We start from the raw sequence: 17,176 nt of genomic DNA, 5'->3' as shown, positions 1-17,176 counted from the left end.
GCTCTGCTGAGTCGCACCCTTGCTCAGTACGTGTACGTTGAGCACGAATTCTCGATCGCGCCCAACGTACATCACTAGTACGTTTCTCTTAGCGCATACCGCCGCTTGCCACGATTTGTTCGCCCGTCAACCACCCCGAGTCGTCCGATGCGAGAAACGCCGCAATCGACGCGATATCTTCCGGTTGACCGGTTCGGCCGAGCGGCGTTTGGCTCACTGCCTGCGCTTCGAAATCCGATCCGACGATGCCTGCTGCATGCGTGCCTTCCGTAATCACGACCCCCGGATTGATGGCGTTGACGCGGATCTTTTTCGGTCCCAGCTCGCGTGCCAGTACGCCCGTAATCGCGTCGACGGCCCCTTTTGTGCCCGAATACACAGCCGTTCCCGGCGGCGTGATCGTGGTTACCACCGAGCTCACGTTGATGATGCTCGCACCCTCGCCTAGATGTTTCAAGGCCGCGCGCGTCGTCAGCAGGACGCCGAGCACGTTGGTATTGAACTGCCGGTGGAACTGCTCTTCAGTGAATTCTTCGATCGGCGCCAACTCATAGACGCCCGAATTATTGACGACGATGTCGAGGCGGCCGAAAGTCTCGATCGCTGCGTCAACGATGCCTTGAGCGTCAGCGGCTTTGGATACGTCGCCCCCTACTGCAATCGCTTTGCCGCCGGCCGACTCGATCGCGGCGACGACTGCGTCGGCACCCGCCTTGCTGCTCGCATAATTGACCACCACCGAAGCGCCTTCTCGTGCAAGGGCTTTGGCGATACCTGCACCGATACCTTTCGATGCACCTGTGACGACCGCCACTTTGCCTGCGAGCTTACCCATATTCATTTCTCCCATCTGACCAATACGTTGGAAGGATCCGGTTGCTTCAATGACCAACCGGTCCGCGGTGAAATGAATGTAGGCGGCGAGGGCGCTTCTAAAAAGCGCCTCGAGGCGAATAGACTTGAGGGGTTTGACGAACAATCCCCTTAGCAGCGGGTTTTAAGCCCTAAGAGAAGGCTTGAAAGGCAGGGGACGCCGGCTCGCGTCCTGACGATCGATCATCCAGCCGGGATAGGAGGCGGGCAGGGCGCTGACAGCGTCGAGACGTGACAGCTCTTCCTCGGTGAGCACGACGTCGACTGCGCCGAGATTGTCTTCGAGCTGTTCGACACGTTTGGCACCGATGATGATGCTCGTCACATAAGGCTTGGCGAGTATCCAGGCGAGCGCAATCCGCGCGACAGAAATACCGCGTGCATCGGCGATGGCGCGCATTTCGGCCACGCACGGCCAGGCCCGTTCCAGATCAACGGGCGGAAAATCGAAATGCGTGCGGCGCGAACCTTCTTCGTTCGATGCCCCGGGGCCGAACTTTCCGGATAGCAAGCCGCCGGCGAGCGGGGACCAAACGAGCAGCCCCATCTGTTCTTCGACGACGAGCGGCACGAGTTCGCGTTCGACGTCGCGTCCGGCAATCGAATAGTAGGCTTGCAGCGTCTCGAAGCGGGTGGCGTGAAGCGCTGCGCTTAACCCAAGCGCCTTGCCGATTTTGCCCGCGCGCCAATTCGACACGCCGACATAGCGGACCAAGCCCTGCCTCGTGAGATCGTCGAGGGCGCGTAGCGTTTCCTCGATCGGCGTGACGGAATCGTTGGCATGAATTTGGTAAAGGTCGATATGGTCGACTTGGAGCCGTTCCAAGCTTCGCTGCACCGAATCCATAATATGACCGCGCGATGCGCCCTGATCGTTAGGCTTTGGGCCCATTGCGCCGGCTGTTTTCGTCGCCAGCACAACGTCGCTGCGTGCTACCCCGATGTCTTTTAGTGCTTGTCCGACGAGGCGTTCGGACTGGCCGAAGGAATAGATATCGGCCGTATCGATAAAGTTGATCCCTGCCTGAAGTGCACGAGCGATCAACTGATTGGCTTCGTCCTGACCCAATGAGCCAATTGCGGTCCACATGCCCGCATCGGCATTGCCTCCTAGCGTCATCGTCCCGAGGCAAAGCTCGGAGACATATAGGCCGGTACGGCCGAGCTGCTTATATTTCATGGTCATTCCCTTCAAGACTGGACTGGATAAGATTCGGCGGCGTTCGGCCTATCGCTGCCTGCGCAACCGACATGTCAGGCGGTTTGATGTTCCTCGAAGCGGAGTTGCGCTGCGATCATTGCAACGCGCGCGCCATAGCGCTGTGCCGTCTCGAGGTCGCCCGACGACATTTCTTCGGGCGATGCATCGGCGGGCGTTTGCGCCATGGGTCCGATATACGAACCCATACGATTCAGATCGTCGCGGACGGAGGCCTTCATGTTTGCCGGCTTGATATCCATGCTGACCCAGATGCCGCCGTGCTGACCGGCGAGCAGAAAGAAGTATTCGAGCGTATTGAGTTTGTCGCCGTTGATACTCGCGCTGTTGGTGAAGCCGCCGAAGATCTTGTTTTTCCACGCTCCTTCGAACCAGGCTTTCGACGATGCGTCCGCGAATTTCTTGAACTGCCAGCTCGGGCCGCCCATGTAGGTCGGCGACCCGAAAAGAATCGCATCGGCGCGAGCAAGCATGTCCCAATCGTTCTGGGCAAGGTTTCCTTCGGCGTCGATTGCAACGAGTACGGCGCCGGCGCCTTCAGCGACAGCCGCCGCCATACGCTTGGTATGCCCATAGCCGGAGTGGTAGACGACGGCGGTTGTGATCGGCGAGTTAGCTTCGGTCATGGTTGTTCCCTTTCTTTTGGCTTGCCCTCGGCGGAGGACATCGGAAGCTAGTCTATTGAGTCGTCGATGAGTTATAAATGAGGCCAAATTGAACGTTCCGTTTCTCTCTGGGTGAACAATGCAAAACCTCGACGCACTCTTGATCTTTGCCCGCGTCGCCGAAATGACGAGCTTCACGCGAGCCGCGGAGAGTCTGGGGATTCAGAAAGGGCGCGTGTCTACCGTCATTCGCACGCTTGAGCGAGAGTTGGGGGCGACGCTCCTGCACCGGACAACGCGCAGCGTGGGGCTGACCGAAGATGGGCGCGCGTTGTATTCACGCGCGCGTGACTTGCTGGCCGAAGTGGAGGAGTTGCAGTCGATGTTCGCGGATAACGGTGCGCCGCTGCGGGGAACAGTGCGCGTCGACATGCCGACCGAATTGGCTCGCAACGTCGTGGTGCCCGAGCTGCCGCAATGGTTGGCTTCCCACCCGGAGTTGCAGATAGAGCTTTCGAGTACCGATCGGCGCGTCGATCTCGTGCAAGAGGGGTTCGATTGCGTGATTCGTTTGGGGCCGATCGTCGACGAGACGCTGGTTGCTCGGCCGCTTGGCAAGCTGCGGATGATCAATGCGGCGAGTCCGCGCTACCTCGCCCGGTACGGCGTGCCGCATACGCTTGACGATCTGCACCGTCAGGGGCACCAGATGGTGCATTACACGCGCACATTCGGCGTCAAAGTTGCGGGATGGGAGTACCCGGATGGCGAGGGTTTCGCTGCACTGCCGCTGCCGGGCGCCATGCAAGTCAACAATGTGCAGGCCTATCATGCAGCGGGGCTGGCCGGCATTGGGTTGATCCAGGCGGGGTACCCGGGGCTCGCACAGTACATCGAATCGGGCGCGCTAGTGGAGGTTCTTCCGAATCTGCGGCCCAAGCCTTTGGACGCATGGCTCGTGGTTGCCCATCGCCGTAATCTGTCGCGACGCGTCCGAGCTTTCATGAATTGGATCGAAAAGGTCTTGGCGCCTTATTTCGATTGATTGGAATCTAGCTTACCCCCGTGGGGGAATGATCAGCCACCGACTAATCAGCTTGGACTAGCGATCCTTCCGGAACGCGAGCCAGGTCCAACTGATACCCATCGAGCGATTGCTTTGCTGAACGGACTGCGTCGTCGTATTTAGCGCAAGCGCGAGGCCATACGCTTCAGCAAGGTCGATTGTTTCGGAGGCGGAGATATCGAACATCCTTCGACCAGCGGGAACGGGGCCGTGGCGTAGCGACATAATCAAATGGCCCTCTTCCTCTAACAGCCCCGAAACCACGTTCATCGCTCGCTGCCGCTGCGATTCGTCAAGATGCATCCATACCGCGGTGATCAGAACGGTGTTGAAGCTCAGCGCGCGTTGCGTTACGGCAGTCAGCTCAGGAAGACTGTCGTCAAGCCAGATGACGTTTCGAGTCGGGTAAAGACCTATCGCGGCTGCACGCAGCTCGTTCACCGGTTCGACCGCAACTACCGAGTGGCCCATCGCTGCCAGGGCTGCCGCATCGCGGCCCATTCCAGCGCCTAGATCGAGGATGCGCGATGGTGATTTCGCAATGAGGTGCAAGACGGAGCGATGGACGTCTTCAAACGAGACGTTACGCCATCTGGCGACCAGTGCGGCGGCATCTTCCGCATAGCCCTCGGTTCCGGGAACGGAGTTTGACATTCGCTAAGTTTCCCTGCATACCTTCGCCAGCCGTTCCTCAACAATATCCCGCCCGTGCAACGCCCTAATCCACCGCTCGGGCACCGCCTCTTCTCCATAGAGAAGTCCCGCCAAACCACCCGCAATTGCAGCGGTCGTATCGGTGTCGTTACCGAGCGATACCGCACGTTTCACGCAGTCTTCGTAGCTGCCTGTCGAAAGGAGGCAATGAACAGCCGACCACAAACTATCGACGACATACCCCGAGCCTTGCGGTGCATCGAACCGGCCATCGAGCGCGATCTTCAATTCGCCTTCATCTAACGTATTGCTATATCGAACCAGCAATTCGTCCTCCGCCGCTCTCACGGCATCGGGAGCACGCTGGCCATCGACGATCTCCACAGCGATCAAACAATAGAGCGCGCAACAAAGCTGCGCCCGCAGATGCCCATGCGTAACGAGACTTTGCTTCCTGGCGAGGCGTATTGCTTCATCTCGCGACGATGCCACCAAAATCACAGGCAGGCATCGCATAAGCGACCCATTCCCGTTATCGCGCTCGTCGCTTGGGCCGGCCTCGGCGGGGGGCACCCCGGCATTCAACGCATGGAAGGCACGCTGCGTTTGCAGTCCGATATCGAAGACACGGCCATCCGGCGTGAACGCGCCTCGATGCGTCCAGTCGAGCAAATTTCTGGAAAACGCATCGAGATCGAGCGCTCGATCGCGCGATAGCGCATCAAGAAGGGCGAGCGCCTGCGCGCCGTCGTCGCTCCAGGTGCCGGGTGGAACACCGCTGTGCGCGCGCTCGAAGCCCGCGGGAGGCTCCATCTCGATCTGAGTCGCGGCAGGAATCGACGACGCACTATGAAACTCATAGGGCACACCGAGCGCATCGCCAACCAATAGTCCGAATAGCCCACCTCGCAGGCGAGCTTCTCGAGTCAGCGGACTCGCCGAACCTTGGTTATCCATGTGACGACTCACAGTCCACTCCAATGTAGAACAACGCGTCGGCAATCCCGCAGCGCGAGGCGCTAAACATCGACGCCTTCATGAATTTCGAATTTTGCACCGGTCATAGCGGCGATATGCTCGACGGCAATCGCGATGGCTGCCGCGGCTTCCTCGCTATAGTCGACATCGAAATCGAAACTGACGAGGCGAGGGCCGATAAGTGACCACTTCTCGTTGAACGAGCCCTGCAACGCATCCTTATCGATGAAATACAGGGACGCGCTAAATCCGCCGCCGCCTTTCGCCGGCGCAAGGCTCCAAAGCTCGATGGCTTTCAACGCATGCCCAGCGAACGAAAAGCCTTCCGAGCCCAACGTGAAGCCGGCGCGGCTTCCGTCCGGAGACCGGACGGCGATGAACTGCAATTCGCTCTCTTCCGACGCGCCTTCTCCGGGCGTCACCGATTGCTGCACCTCGATCTGAACCTGTCGTTCGAAGGCGTCTTTCAGCGATGCGTAGAGTTTTCGAATCAACTTGTTCCGTGTTGGCCTATCTAAGCCGCGAACGCTATCCGCCGGAATCAGCGTAATCGATCCGGACTTCAGGGCTACCGCCTCGGCCTCACGATCGCGAACGGGCACCGTAACGACATTTACCGGACGAGCTCGGCCGCCTGGCTCGGGACGACGCTCGTTTAAGGCAGACTGCCCCTCTCGCCGCTTCCCGAACGCATTGCCGATCACGACAATCGCAGCCATCTCACCAGCAAGCGTAACGACGACCGCAGCGAGCCCGGCCCAAAATCCGAACCGCACGCCGGCGAACCGCCCTGCGAAGGCAGCCGGCAAGATCAATAGAAAGAGCAGGGGCAAGATCGCTCCGAGACGTGCAAAGCGCAATCTTCAATCAATTCGAGCCTTCGAGGAAGGGCACCTCACTGCGAGGTTTTCGTTTTCTTGGCTTCCTCGCCCGAATACATTGCCAGAAACATATCGGCAGCCGAACCGGCGACTTTCTTTTGCTCGCTCTTGGTTAACGGCGGTTGCCCCATCGTCACCTGGGGCCAAAACGCGAACGCTTTCATGAGCCCCTGCAATTGCAATGCGGCAAAGAGCGGATCCGATATCTTGAGCCGGCCATCCGCCGTAGCGGCGCGGATCCAGACGGTTATGTCTTCCTCCCGCTCGCCGATCCGCTCAACCATGTCACGCGCCCGCTCCGGGGAATGAATGCCCGCTGCAATCGCCACCCGCGCGAGCGAGACGAACGCTTCGCCGTTAAACAGACGCAGCTTGCGCATCAGCAACTCGAGCAACTGCGGGCGCAACGGCTCGTCGGCGCGATAGGCCGGCGCTTCGCCGTCCCGGCTCTCATCCCACAGCTCGCGCAATATCGCGGCGAACAACGCTTCCTTGCTCGAGAAATGGTTATAGACCGTGCGCTTCGATACGCCCGCGCGCGCGGCTACGCGATCCATGCTGGTCGCTTCGAAACCGGCTGCCAGGAATTCTTCGATCGCCGCTTCGATAATCGCAGCGCGCTTTCGGTCGGTCAGGCGTTGAGGGGGAGAGCTTGCGGTCATTGCAAAATTTTACACCAAGCAGTTTACTTTTCCGAAGAACAAACTACACTACACAGTCTACTTTCGTCTTGGGTCACGCGGATGCCGTCGATCATCGATTTCGTTAGCCGAACGCTTGGGTTCACCGCGGCGCAGCGCGGTCGCGCGTTGTCGCACGCTTCGCCGCAACACGACGGCGAGCGCTTCCGCAACGTCAGGCCGCGTCCCGTTGAAGGCTTTGGCAAAACGCTGCGGATTGCCTGGAACGTTCTGTTCAATAAGCCCCGCGGCACGGTGCCGGCAGGCGCTTTGCCGGTCGATGCGCTGACGCGCGACGATCTCCATGCCGCGCCCGATCGTAGCCTGTATCGGCTCGGCCATTCCACGATGCTGCTCAAATTGCGTGGCCAATACTGGCTGACCGATCCGGTATTCGGCGAACGTGCGTCGCCGTTTCGGCGCATGGGCCCCAAGCGTTTCCATGCGCCGCCTATCGCGCTCGAAGCGCTTCCGCCGCTGCACGGCATTATTTTGTCGCACGATCACTACGATCATTTGGACCGCGAGACGGTGCTCGCACTCGCCGAAACGACCGAGGTCTTTCTCGTCCCGCTCGGTGTGGGCGACCGGTTGATCGAATGGGGGATCGATGCGGCGAAGATCCGACAGTTCGATTGGTGGCAGGGCACCGAGATCGGCGGTTTGCAATTCACCGCCACGCCCGCGCAACACTTTTCGGGGCGCAGTCTCTTCGACGGCAACAGCACATTGTGGGCGTCGTGGGTCATCGTCGACGACGATCTGCGCGTCTTCTTCAGCGGCGACACAGGCTATTTCGACGGCTTCAAATCGATCGGAGAACGGCTCGGTCCGTTCGACGTCACGCTGCTCGAAACGGGCGCCTACGATGCGCAGTGGCCCTATGTCCACATGCAGCCTGACGAAACCGTGCAGGCGCATATCGATCTACGCGGCGAATGGCTCGTTCCGGTGCACAACGGCACGTTCGATCTAGCGATGCATCATTGGCACGAGCCGTTCGAGCGGGTGACGTCGCTCAGCGCCGCTCGTGGGATCGCGATTGCTACGCCGCGGATGGGCGAGCGCTTGAATCTGGCCGAGCCGCATCGTGGCGAACGGTGGTGGCGTAACGTCACCGAGATCGTTCAGGCACCCAAGCGGGCGGCGTGCAGAAAGGGACTCGCGGCATTGAATAAATCGATGCGCTAGACTCCTAAGCAACGCGCGAAAGCGTCGTTTCTTTGCGAGAACGGCCCATGGATAGCAAAGCGATCATCTTCGAACACGAGCAAGCACTTCGACGCGCGATGCTCGATAACGACGTCGCCGTGCTCACCCGATTGTTGGATGACGAACTCGTTTTCACGGGGCCGGACGGGCAGGTGCTATCGAAGAAAGACGATCTATCCGCTCATCGGGATAAACGCCTACGTCTCGATCGTTTGGATCTCTATGACACCGAGATCCATGCGATCGGAGCATTGATTTGGGTGACGACGAAGGCGAAGCTCGCGGGAAGTTACGCTTCCTCGCCTTTCGATGGCGACTTTGCCTATTCCCGCCTATGGAGAGAAAGCGGCGCGGGCTGGCAAATCGTGGCAGGGCAGGCCGCCAAGATCGGCTAGGCCCCGTCTCATCGATAACCGGCTCAAAAGCGCGGGAAGACGCGTCGATCGGCGTCAGTCGTTGACGGACAACACGAGCGTCGGCGCGGGGATGTCCTTAGCGTCGATCTCCGTATGCAGCGGCGCGACCGCCGTGCCGATCGCGAAAAACTCGATGACGTGGCTTTCCCATCGATACGATTTCTCGTGAATGGTGGTGCCGATCACGCCTTCGGCCTTGGCGGTTTGCGCTTCGACTTGCATGCGCTCGATCGCCAACTCGCGGGCGCTGTAAATCGCCTGCGTGAATTGCTCGAGTTCGACGTTACGGCCGATCTGATTCCAAGCCTTCAACATTCCGCGATGCGCCACGTGATAGACGCAGCTTCCCATGACAAGCTCGATGGGCCGGTAGCCTGAATTGAGCAGGGTATAGAAGTCTTGCCCCGATAGATCCGAGGTAAATGGCCCGCCGTCGTGAGCACGAAAGCCTTCGCGATCGTGATTGTGCACCACGCCCGTGCCGATCGCGACGAACTCCAAGATATCGGCATCCCATTCCACATGCTTGATTTCGAGGCGCACGCCGACGATCCCATCCGCGCCCATGGCGCGCGCTTCCTCGCGCATGCGCGACATCGCCAATTCGCGCGCGTGATACATCGCTTGTGAGAGCACTTCGAGTTCTTGGTTCTTGCTCCATGAACCGTACTGAATGCCCACGTGATAAATGCTGCTGCCCACGCATAGGCCGATCGGTTCGAAGCCGGCCTTGCGCACGAGCAAGAACTCGTTGACCGATAGGTCGGAGGTAAACACGGCCGTCGGATGGGCACTGCTACGCAAACCCTGCAAGCGCGCGCGTGCGTTGGCGGGCAATTGTGTCGCGGGGTTCTGCGTGGTGGTTTCGCTCATGGTGTTCTCTCGATGATGGGAATGCTAGACGCCATCGTTGTACGAATTGTGATGAACCGAGGTGGTGCGCAGACTGTCCGGTTTGCCGCTCAAATCGAGCACGAACTCGACGGGGTGGTGGAACGTGGCATGCTCCTCGCAATCGACTACGGTGCCGATTACGATGTGCCGGCCGAGTAGCCGGGCCGGCTCCGGTTTCTCGACTTTGAAGAGCTGGCTGAACTGCAATTGGGCGAGCACGCCCGTCCCTTGCCTTGCCGCATCTGCCCGCAGGTCGGCGTGCGCATGTCGCCGGATTTTTTCCCAGAATGCCGTGGTTTGTTTCAGCGCTTGATTGCGCCATGACCCGACGGCGCCGGCATCCAAAGGCCCATTGCTCCATTGAAAGCGTGCCCCGACCGCCAGGCCGACCGGAATGATGCCTGCCTCCAGCAATTGAACGAATTCGAGCGCCGGCACGGTCGATATGACCGGCGCGTTGCTCGGTGGCAGGCCTTCCACGCGCACGGCCGTGCCGACGAGCGAATAGTCCATGCTGTTTTCCATTTCGAGCTCGACCGTTACCATCCGCGTATCGATGACGGCATTCGCGCCGAGCGCCGCAGCCTCGGCTTGCAACCGGGTCAGTGCGTTGCGCCAGCCCTGTGCATGCCCTTCCGTCCAGGAAAAGCCGTAATGCATCCAGCACGTGGCCGCGATCGGCGCCAGCATCTTCAAGCCATGGCTTCGCGCGAGCGACATCTCGGGCGCCGTCAACGTCGACACCCATGGCAGCGCACCGCTTTTCGAATCGGCGAGACGACGATGCACGAGGCGGGGCACCCCGTCTTCGTCGAAGAAACTTTGCTCGGGCGCGACCGGCCCGGCTTTCGTACCAAACAACGAACTCAACCAACTCATTGGGGTCTCCGGGCGATCCGTCGATCGGCGTTAGAGCGCGGCCAACATTTCCGACATCGCGCGTGCTTGCTCGGCGCGCTCGCGAACATGTGCCATGAGGCCGCTCATCCACGTATGGGCATCGACTTGGCGCGTCGAAAGCACGACGCCTTTTACCTTCTTTTCGATCTCGGTAGTCAACCGGTGGCCGTCTTTCAGTCGCATGAGATACGTTTCGTTCTCGAATGCAACGGCGATGCCGACGATCTCTTCCGTTTTGCGGATCAGTCCGCGCCTAACCTTTTGAACTTCGGTTTGGTTCGGTAATGCCTGCGAGACGATCGCCACGAAGCGCGAGAGAAAAGCGCCTCGGTCGGCTTCCGCATGACGTAGCCACGCCGCCGCCAAATCGAAATTCATCGGCAGGTCGTGGTTGCCGGTGCCGGACAGGCTATCGAGTTTGCCCATGTCACTTCTCCATCGGCTTTGAGAGTGCCTGTGTCTGTACGCCGCGCATCCCGGCGACGAGTTTGTCGCGAATCGCGATGAGCTTCTGCTCGCGCTCGCGGTCTTGGACAAGCACCTGTTGCTCGATTTCCTGGACTTCTCTCATCGTGGCGATCGATTGATCCGCCGCGGCGGCGAGCGTTTCCAAGTTCCTTGGGTCGCCGCCAAGACTGCGCGCGGCGTCCACCGCGGCTGCATGGGTTCCTTGAACGGCCAATTCGGTAATTTTGCGCGCGGCCTCGTCGAGCTTTTCGCTTTCCTCGCCGGCACGCCGCGTATCGGCTTGCACGACGGCTTGCGCGGCGACGGCCATCAGGCGCGGGATCGTCACCATGATGCCGGTGCTGAGCTTGCTTACGCGGGTCTCGGCGGCTTTGCGGTTCGAGGCGATCAACGGAATCAGGCTCGCCGCGGAAATCATGGCTTCGCGCAGATCGGCAATCCGGCCGCGAAAATTGGCGAGCGTGTTGCGGTAATCCATTGCGATCGCGGCGTCGCCGGCCGTATTCGTGCGCAATGCAACTTGCCTGAGTGCCTCAGCTTCGTCCAAGCCGCGGTCGAGCGCGATTTGCATCGCCGCGATGCTGATCGACAACTGAGAAACGCCGGTGCGCACCGATTGCGATTGCTGATCGAGCTGCGTAATCGTGACCATCAAATCGCTTTTGATACGCCGGGCGCGCGCGACTTCCTCATCCATGAGCGCGAGAAACGCTTTGCGGTTTTCTTGGAACGACTTGATCGCGCTATGCGCGACTTTACCGAGCCGACTCAACCGGCTCAGCAAACCGGTTGTCTTCGGGGCGACTTCGCGTGCTTCCTCTTGCAGCTCTTCGATTCGGAGGATCTTGATCCCGTCGATGACGGCGGCGGCAATGCGGCCGATTTCGCCGGCCTCGCCCACGGTCGTTTCGGACAACAAGCGGCGCGACGCCATTGCAAGCGGGGCCAATGCGTTGTCGACGAAATTCAAGGTGGAGGTCGCATCGTCGAAACGGATGGCGTTGGCCCGCTCCTGTGCAATCGCACGCTGCTCGGGGGGCAGCGTGGATAAATCGACGAGTCGCGCCATGGGCGCCATCGGCGCTAGCACTTCGGCTGGCAAATTTGCCGGAAGGGCGGGCTCCATCGAAATGGTTTCGGTCGATGGCTCGGCGGCCGGTGTCGGCTCGCTTTCTTGATTGAGATAGGCCGATAGATCCAACGGTGCTTCGGGAGTATCGGTGGGTTTGGAATTCGACGTCTCGTCGGTCATACCTATGCTCGGGTAAGAATACGGAAAACCGAAATGGCCCTATGCGTTTTGGCATCTAAATGGGAAAGATTCCCACTTCGATGTACATGTCATTTAGCTTTTATTTTCATTGACGCAGTTCGGTGCAGGCATTGCCCAAAAAACGTTCCGCGAATTTATAGCACGCGTTTGAGGTTGGCGGTATATCTGATCGGCGAGTTTGCATATCTCGCGGACGAGTTTGCGGTATGTTTCGCAGATCGCAGCTTTTCAAGAATGGCAAACCTATGCAATCGAGTGACGATATTTCCGTCGAGGTTCGACGGCTAACCCCGGCCGAATGGCCGAAAGCGTTTCCCGTCGTCGCGCAGTTGCGCGCCCTTGACGAAGCGGAATTCTTGCGGCGCGCGACTAGGCAATCGTTTTCCGGATACGAGCTTATTGGGGCATTCGCGGGAGATGAGCTCGTCGGCGTACTGGGAATGCGCCCGGTCCACACACTCGCGCGTGGCGCGCATCTACATATCGACGATCTGGTCGTGGCCGAACAAGCGCGAGGCGGCGGTATAGGCAACAAGCTGTTGGCGTATGCGGAAGCCGATGCACGCACACGCGAGATGAACGTGGTTTTTCTCGATGCGAGGCCGCAAGCGGTTCCCTTTTACGAGCGCTGCGATTATGAATTGCATGGCGCGCCGTCTATGAAAAAGAAGCTGTAAAAAAAGCCCGGCCTAAGCCGGGCTCCGAATGCACCGCGCCTCCCAACGAAGCGCGGCACCTGCAAAAGCTGTCGTGAATGCTTACGCCGCCAACAGCGAACGCAGCACGAACGGCAAAATCCCGCCGTGCTTGTAGTAGTCCACTTCGATCGGCGTATCGATGCGAAGCAGCACCGGCACGCGTTGCGTCGCGCCGTCTTTGCGATGGATGACGAGCGTGACTTCTTGCTGCGGCTTGAAATCGTCGCCGAGGTCTTCGAGGTCGAACGTGTCCTCGCCCGTGATACCGAGCGACTGCACGCTATCGTTACCCTTGAATTGCAGCGGCAACACGCCCATGCCGACGAGGTTCGAACGGTGGATCCGCTCGAAGCTGCGCGCCACGACGGCCTTCACCCCTAGCAACTGCGTGCCCTTGGCCGCCCAGTCACGCGACGAACCCGTGCCGTACTCTTCGCCCGCGAAGATCATCGTCGGCGTGCCTTCGTCGATGTACTTCATCGCGGCGTCGTAAATCGAGAGCTGTTCGCCGCTCGGCTGGTGAATCGTCAGGCCGCCTTCCACGCGCGTGCCGTCGGCTTTTGCCGGGATCATGAGGTTCTTGATCCGCACGTTGGCGAACGTGCCGCGCATCATGACGTCATGGTTGCCGCGGCGCGAGCCGTAGCTGTTGAAGTCGGCTTTTTGCACGCCGTTCGCCTTGAGCCACTTGCCTGCCGGCGAATCTTCCTTGATCGAGCCGGCCGGGCTGATGTGGTCGGTCGTCACTGAATCGCCGAAGATGCCGAGCGCGCGGGCACCCTTGATTTCGACGATCTCATCGGACGGCGTCATCGAGAAGTCCTGGCCGAAGAACGGCGGCTCGGCGATGTAGGTCGACTTCGGCCAATCGTAGACTTGACCTTCCTCGCCCTCGATCTTGCTCCAGAGGTCGCCCGGCTTCGTGAGGTGGGCATAGTTCGTGCGGAACGCGTCGGCATCCAGCGCGAACTTGAGCAGTGCATTGACTTCCTCGCTCGACGGCCAAATATCGCCGAGGTAGATGTCGTGACCGTCCTTGCCCTTGCCGACCGGCTCGGTCATCAGATCGCGCGTGATCGTGCCGGCGATGGCGTAGGCCACGACGAGCGGCGGCGAGGCGAGGAAGTTCGCGCGGATGTTCGGGTGGATCCGCGCTTCGAAGTTGCGGTTGCCCGACAGCACGGCGGCGGCCACGACGTCGTTCTTCGTGATGGCTTCGTTCAACTCGGGCGTCAAATCGCCCGCGTTGCCGATACAGGTCGTGCAGCCGTAAGCAGCCAGTTCGAAGCCGAGCTTCGACAGGTACGGCAACAGGCCCGTCTTCGTCAGGTACTCGGTGACGATCCGCGATCCCGGGGCGAGCGACGTCTTGATATGCGGTGCGACGGTCAGGCCGGCTTCGACGGCCTTTTTCGCGAGCAAACCGGCGGCAAGCAGCACGCTCGGGTTCGAGGTGTTCGTGCACGACGTGATGGCGGCGATGAGGACGTCGCCGTTCTTCAGCTTCACGCCGTTGGTCGTCTCGTACTGGGCGTCGAGGTCGGCCGGTTTCTTGGCGAAGCCGTTTTCATTGACGGGCTTGCTGAACAAGTCGGTGAACGTCGACTTGACGTTGCCGATTTCGATGCGGTCTTGCGGCCGCTTCGGACCGGCGAGCGACGGGGCGACGGTGGCGAGGTCGAGCGTGAGCGACTTCGTGTAGTCGATCTGACCGGCCTTCGGAATACCGAACAATTGCTGCGCCTTGAAATAGTTTTCGAAGGCGGCGATTTCGGCCTCGGTGCGGCCCGTGCCCTTGAAGTACTCGATCGTCTTTGCGTCGACGGGGAAAAAGCCCATCGTCGCGCCGTACTCGGGCGCCATGTTGCCGATCGTTGCGCGGTCGGGCAGCGTCAGCGAGGCCGTGCCTTCGCCGAAGAATTCGACGAACTTGCCGACGACCTTCTCCTTGCGCAGCATTTCGGTGATCGTGAGCACGAGGTCGGTTGCCGTCACGCCTTCGCGCAGCTTGCCCTTGAGCTCTACGCCGACGACGTCCGGCGTCAGGAAGTACACGGGTTGGCCGAGCATGCCGGCTTCGGCCTCGATGCCGCCCACGCCCCAGCCAACGACGCCGATGCCGTTGATCATCGTCGTGTGGCTATCGGTGCCGACGAGCGTGTCGGGGTAGTAGACGGTGTCGCCGTTCTCGGCCTTCTTATGGACGCCGCGCGCGAGATATTCGAGGTTCACTTGGTGGACGATGCCGACGCCGGGCGGCACGACCTTGAACGTGTCGAACGCCTGCATGCCCCACTTCATGAACTGGTAGCGCTCGTTGTTGCGCTGGAACTCGAGCTTCATGTTCAGATCGAGCGCGTCTTTCTGACGGAAGTAATCGATCTGCACCGAGTGGTCGACTACGAGATCGACCGGCACCAGCGGCTCGATGGCCTTCGGGTCCTTGCCCGAACGTTGCGCCACGCCGCGCATCGCGGCGATGTCGGCGAGCAGGGGCACGCCCGTGAAGTCTTGGAGCACGACCCGCGCCACCACGAACGGAATTTCGTCGACGCGTGCGGCGGTAGGCTTCCAGTTGGCGAGCTGCTTGATGTGCTCTTCCGAGATCTTCTTGCCGTCGAAGTTGCGCAGCACGGATTCGAGCACGATACGGATCGAGACCGGTAGCCGGTCGATCTTGACGTTCAGTGCCTTGCCGAGTTCCGGCAGCGAGTAGAACTTGCCTTTGCCGTTACCGCTATCGAATTCCTTGAGCGTGTTGTGCAGATTGTGGGCCATGGTTTTTCCTAGGTTTAGAGCGAGGAAATGACGTTGCTACGTTTTTCTTGAACCTTGAACCAGCGTTCGGAGATGCCCGCGTTCGGACATCCTGATTGCCAAATCACTAAATGCTAAATCACATACAAGTCGACGTACTCGTTCACCGGCATGGCCTCGAGCGTCGCTTGATCGAGCGAGGCATCGAGGATGGCCTGGCGCTGCTTTTCGGGAAAGCGGCGCGCGAGATTCGTCTTGAACTTCTCCACGAGCAGCGGGATACCTTCGGCCCGGCGCCGCTTGTGCCCGATCGGGTATTCGACTAGTACTTCGTCGAGCGTCGTCCCATCGCCAAACTCGACTGTCAGCGCATTGGCGATCGAGCGCTTGTTCGGGTCATGGTAATCGGCCGTGAACTGGGGATCCTCGACGCAGACGATCTTCGCGCGCAACGCGTCGATGCGCGGATCGGCTGCGACGGCATCCTCGTAGTCGGCCGCGGTCAACCGGCCGAAGATCAACGGAACGGCCACCATGTACTGAATGCAGTGGTCGCGGTCGGCGGGATTGGCGAGCGGGCCTGTTTTGTCGATGATGCGTATCGCCGCCTCGTGCGTGCGGATCGTGATCTTCGCGATGTCTTCCACTTGTCTGCCGTTCGCGCGCAGCCGGCCATGCAGCGTCATCGCCGCTTCGGCCGCCGTTTGCGCGTGAAACTCGGCGGGGAACGAGATCTTGAACAGCACGTTTTCCATCACGTACGAGCCGTACGAGCGCTGAAACTTAAACGGCTGGCCTTTGAAGAGGACATCGTAAAAGCCCCACGTCTTCGCCGTCAGCACCGACGGATAACCCATTTCGCCGGTCTTGGCGATCAGCGCCAGGCGTACCGCGCGCGAAGTTGCGTCGCCGGCCGCCCACGACTTGCGTGAGCCCGTATTGGGCGCATGCCGGTACGTGCGCAGCGCGTGGCCGTCGACGAACGCCAACGACACTGCATTGACGAGCTCGTCGCGCGACAAGCCGAGCATCTGCCCCGCGACGGCCGTGGATGCGAGCTTGACGAGCAGCACGTGGTCGAGCCCGACCTTGTTGAACGAATTCTCGAGGGCGATCACGCCTTGGATTTCGTGCGCCTTGACCATCGCCACGAGTACGTCTTTCATGACGAGCGGTTTCTTGCCCGCGGCTACGGCGCTGCGCGACAGCCAATCGGCCGTGGCGAGGATCGCGCCGAGGTTATCGGACGGATGCCCCCACTCGGCGGCGAGCCAAGTGTCGTTGAAATCCAGCCAACGGATCATCGCGCCGATGTTGAAGGCGGCCTGCACGGGATCGAGCTGGAATGGCGTGCCGGGCACCTTGGCGCCATTGGGCACGACGGTGCCGGGCACGATCGGGCCCAGCAGCTTCGTGCAGGCGGGGTAGGAGAGCGCCTCGAGCCCGCATCCGAGCGTATCGATCAGGCAGTTGCGCGCTGTATCCAGCGCGAGCGCACTGTCGATCCGATAATCGAGAACGTAGTCGACGATATCGACGAGCACCTGGTCCGGCGCGGACCGGACATTGGAGATCGATGCGGACATGGGTCGAGGCTCCCTG

17 protein-coding genes are annotated in these 17,176 nt (G+C 60.4%); 4 read left to right on the top strand and 13 right to left on the bottom strand.

What is annotated here, in order from left to right:
* Window positions 1-88: 88 nt before the first annotated feature.
* The 3 genes from AB1286_RS30945 to AB1286_RS30935 form a co-directional block, all read right to left on the bottom strand.
* Entirely contained in the window at window positions 89-835 is a 747-nt protein-coding gene (locus AB1286_RS30945; RefSeq protein ID WP_430367000.1) for a glucose 1-dehydrogenase, read from the bottom strand.
* Window positions 836-997: 162 nt separating this feature from the next.
* Window positions 998-2,053: an aldo/keto reductase gene (locus tag AB1286_RS30940; RefSeq protein WP_430366999.1), complete on the bottom strand. Its 1,056-nt coding sequence runs from the start codon at window positions 2,051-2,053 to the stop codon at window positions 998-1,000.
* Window positions 2,054-2,127: 74 nt separating this feature from the next.
* Window positions 2,128-2,718, bottom strand: coding sequence for a flavodoxin family protein (locus tag AB1286_RS30935; protein WP_430366998.1), 591 nt, complete (start codon window positions 2,716-2,718; stop codon window positions 2,128-2,130).
* Between the two features lie 118 nt (window positions 2,719-2,836).
* Between AB1286_RS30935 and AB1286_RS30930 the strand changes: the two genes are divergently transcribed.
* Window positions 2,837-3,742: a LysR family transcriptional regulator gene (locus AB1286_RS30930; protein WP_430366997.1), complete on the top strand. Its 906-nt coding sequence runs from the start codon at window positions 2,837-2,839 to the stop codon at window positions 3,740-3,742.
* Between the two features lie 57 nt (window positions 3,743-3,799).
* On the opposite strand, the gene AB1286_RS30925 is transcribed toward AB1286_RS30930, so the two are convergent.
* The 4 genes from AB1286_RS30925 to AB1286_RS30910 form a co-directional block, all read right to left on the bottom strand.
* A complete protein-coding gene (locus AB1286_RS30925; protein WP_430366996.1) occupies window positions 3,800-4,417 on the bottom strand; it encodes a class I SAM-dependent methyltransferase in 618 nt (205 codons plus the stop codon).
* A 3-nt stretch (window positions 4,418-4,420) separates the two neighbouring features.
* Window positions 4,421-5,386, bottom strand: coding sequence for an ADP-ribosylglycohydrolase family protein (locus AB1286_RS30920; RefSeq protein ID WP_430366995.1), 966 nt, complete (start codon window positions 5,384-5,386; stop codon window positions 4,421-4,423).
* 50 nt (window positions 5,387-5,436) lie between these two features.
* Complete coding sequence (locus AB1286_RS30915; RefSeq protein WP_430366994.1) at window positions 5,437-6,228, bottom strand: hypothetical protein; 792 nt, start codon at window positions 6,226-6,228, stop codon at window positions 5,437-5,439.
* Between the two features lie 62 nt (window positions 6,229-6,290).
* On the bottom strand, window positions 6,291-6,938 hold the full coding sequence (locus AB1286_RS30910; protein WP_430366993.1) for a TetR/AcrR family transcriptional regulator: 648 nt from the start codon (window positions 6,936-6,938) through the stop codon (window positions 6,291-6,293).
* 81 nt (window positions 6,939-7,019) lie between these two features.
* On the opposite strand from AB1286_RS30910, the gene AB1286_RS30905 reads away from it, so the two are divergent.
* Window positions 7,020-8,147 carry an MBL fold metallo-hydrolase gene (locus AB1286_RS30905; protein ID WP_430366992.1) on the top strand — a complete coding sequence of 376 codons (1,128 nt, stop codon included), beginning with the start codon at window positions 7,020-7,022 and terminating at the stop codon, window positions 8,145-8,147.
* Window positions 8,148-8,194: 47 nt separating this feature from the next.
* Window positions 8,195-8,563 carry a nuclear transport factor 2 family protein gene (locus tag AB1286_RS30900; RefSeq protein ID WP_430366991.1) on the top strand — a complete coding sequence of 123 codons (369 nt, stop codon included), beginning with the start codon at window positions 8,195-8,197 and terminating at the stop codon, window positions 8,561-8,563.
* A gap of 54 nt (window positions 8,564-8,617) precedes the next feature.
* Here the strand turns inward: AB1286_RS30900 and AB1286_RS30895 are convergent, their stop codons facing one another.
* From AB1286_RS30895 to AB1286_RS30880, 4 genes are read right to left on the bottom strand one after another with little or no spacing between them, the layout of a single operon-like run.
* Window positions 8,618-9,457 (bottom strand): heavy metal-binding domain-containing protein, encoded by an 840-nt coding sequence (locus AB1286_RS30895; RefSeq protein ID WP_430366990.1) that lies wholly within the window; start codon window positions 9,455-9,457, stop codon window positions 8,618-8,620.
* Between the two features lie 24 nt (window positions 9,458-9,481).
* A complete protein-coding gene (locus AB1286_RS30890) occupies window positions 9,482-10,357 on the bottom strand; it encodes a heavy metal-binding domain-containing protein (protein WP_430366989.1) in 876 nt (291 codons plus the stop codon).
* Window positions 10,358-10,387: 30 nt separating this feature from the next.
* Window positions 10,388-10,804, bottom strand: a complete 417-nt coding sequence (locus tag AB1286_RS30885) for a hypothetical protein (RefSeq protein ID WP_430366988.1) — start codon at window positions 10,802-10,804, stop codon at window positions 10,388-10,390.
* Between the two features lies 1 nt (window position 10,805).
* Window positions 10,806-12,098: a toxic anion resistance protein gene (locus AB1286_RS30880; protein ID WP_430366987.1), complete on the bottom strand. Its 1,293-nt coding sequence runs from the start codon at window positions 12,096-12,098 to the stop codon at window positions 10,806-10,808.
* A 266-nt stretch (window positions 12,099-12,364) separates the two neighbouring features.
* Between AB1286_RS30880 and AB1286_RS30875 the strand changes: the two genes are divergently transcribed.
* Window positions 12,365-12,796 (top strand): GNAT family N-acetyltransferase, encoded by a 432-nt coding sequence (locus AB1286_RS30875; protein WP_430366986.1) that lies wholly within the window; start codon window positions 12,365-12,367, stop codon window positions 12,794-12,796.
* A gap of 81 nt (window positions 12,797-12,877) precedes the next feature.
* On the opposite strand, the gene acnA is transcribed toward AB1286_RS30875, so the two are convergent.
* Both acnA and AB1286_RS30865 read right to left on the bottom strand, forming a co-directional pair.
* Window positions 12,878-15,595, bottom strand: a complete 2,718-nt coding sequence (gene acnA / locus AB1286_RS30870) for an aconitate hydratase AcnA (protein ID WP_430366985.1) — start codon at window positions 15,593-15,595, stop codon at window positions 12,878-12,880.
* A 113-nt stretch (window positions 15,596-15,708) separates the two neighbouring features.
* Window positions 15,709-17,160: a bifunctional 2-methylcitrate dehydratase/aconitate hydratase gene (locus tag AB1286_RS30865; RefSeq protein ID WP_430366984.1), complete on the bottom strand. Its 1,452-nt coding sequence runs from the start codon at window positions 17,158-17,160 to the stop codon at window positions 15,709-15,711.
* Window positions 17,161-17,176: the final 16 nt, after the last annotated feature.

This window comes from Trinickia sp. NRRL B-1857, from assembly GCF_050470685.1.
Lineage (GTDB): Bacteria > Pseudomonadota > Gammaproteobacteria > Burkholderiales > Burkholderiaceae > Trinickia.
Note: the sequence above shows the minus strand (reverse complement) of the source record. Positions and strands in the feature narration are given on the sequence as shown.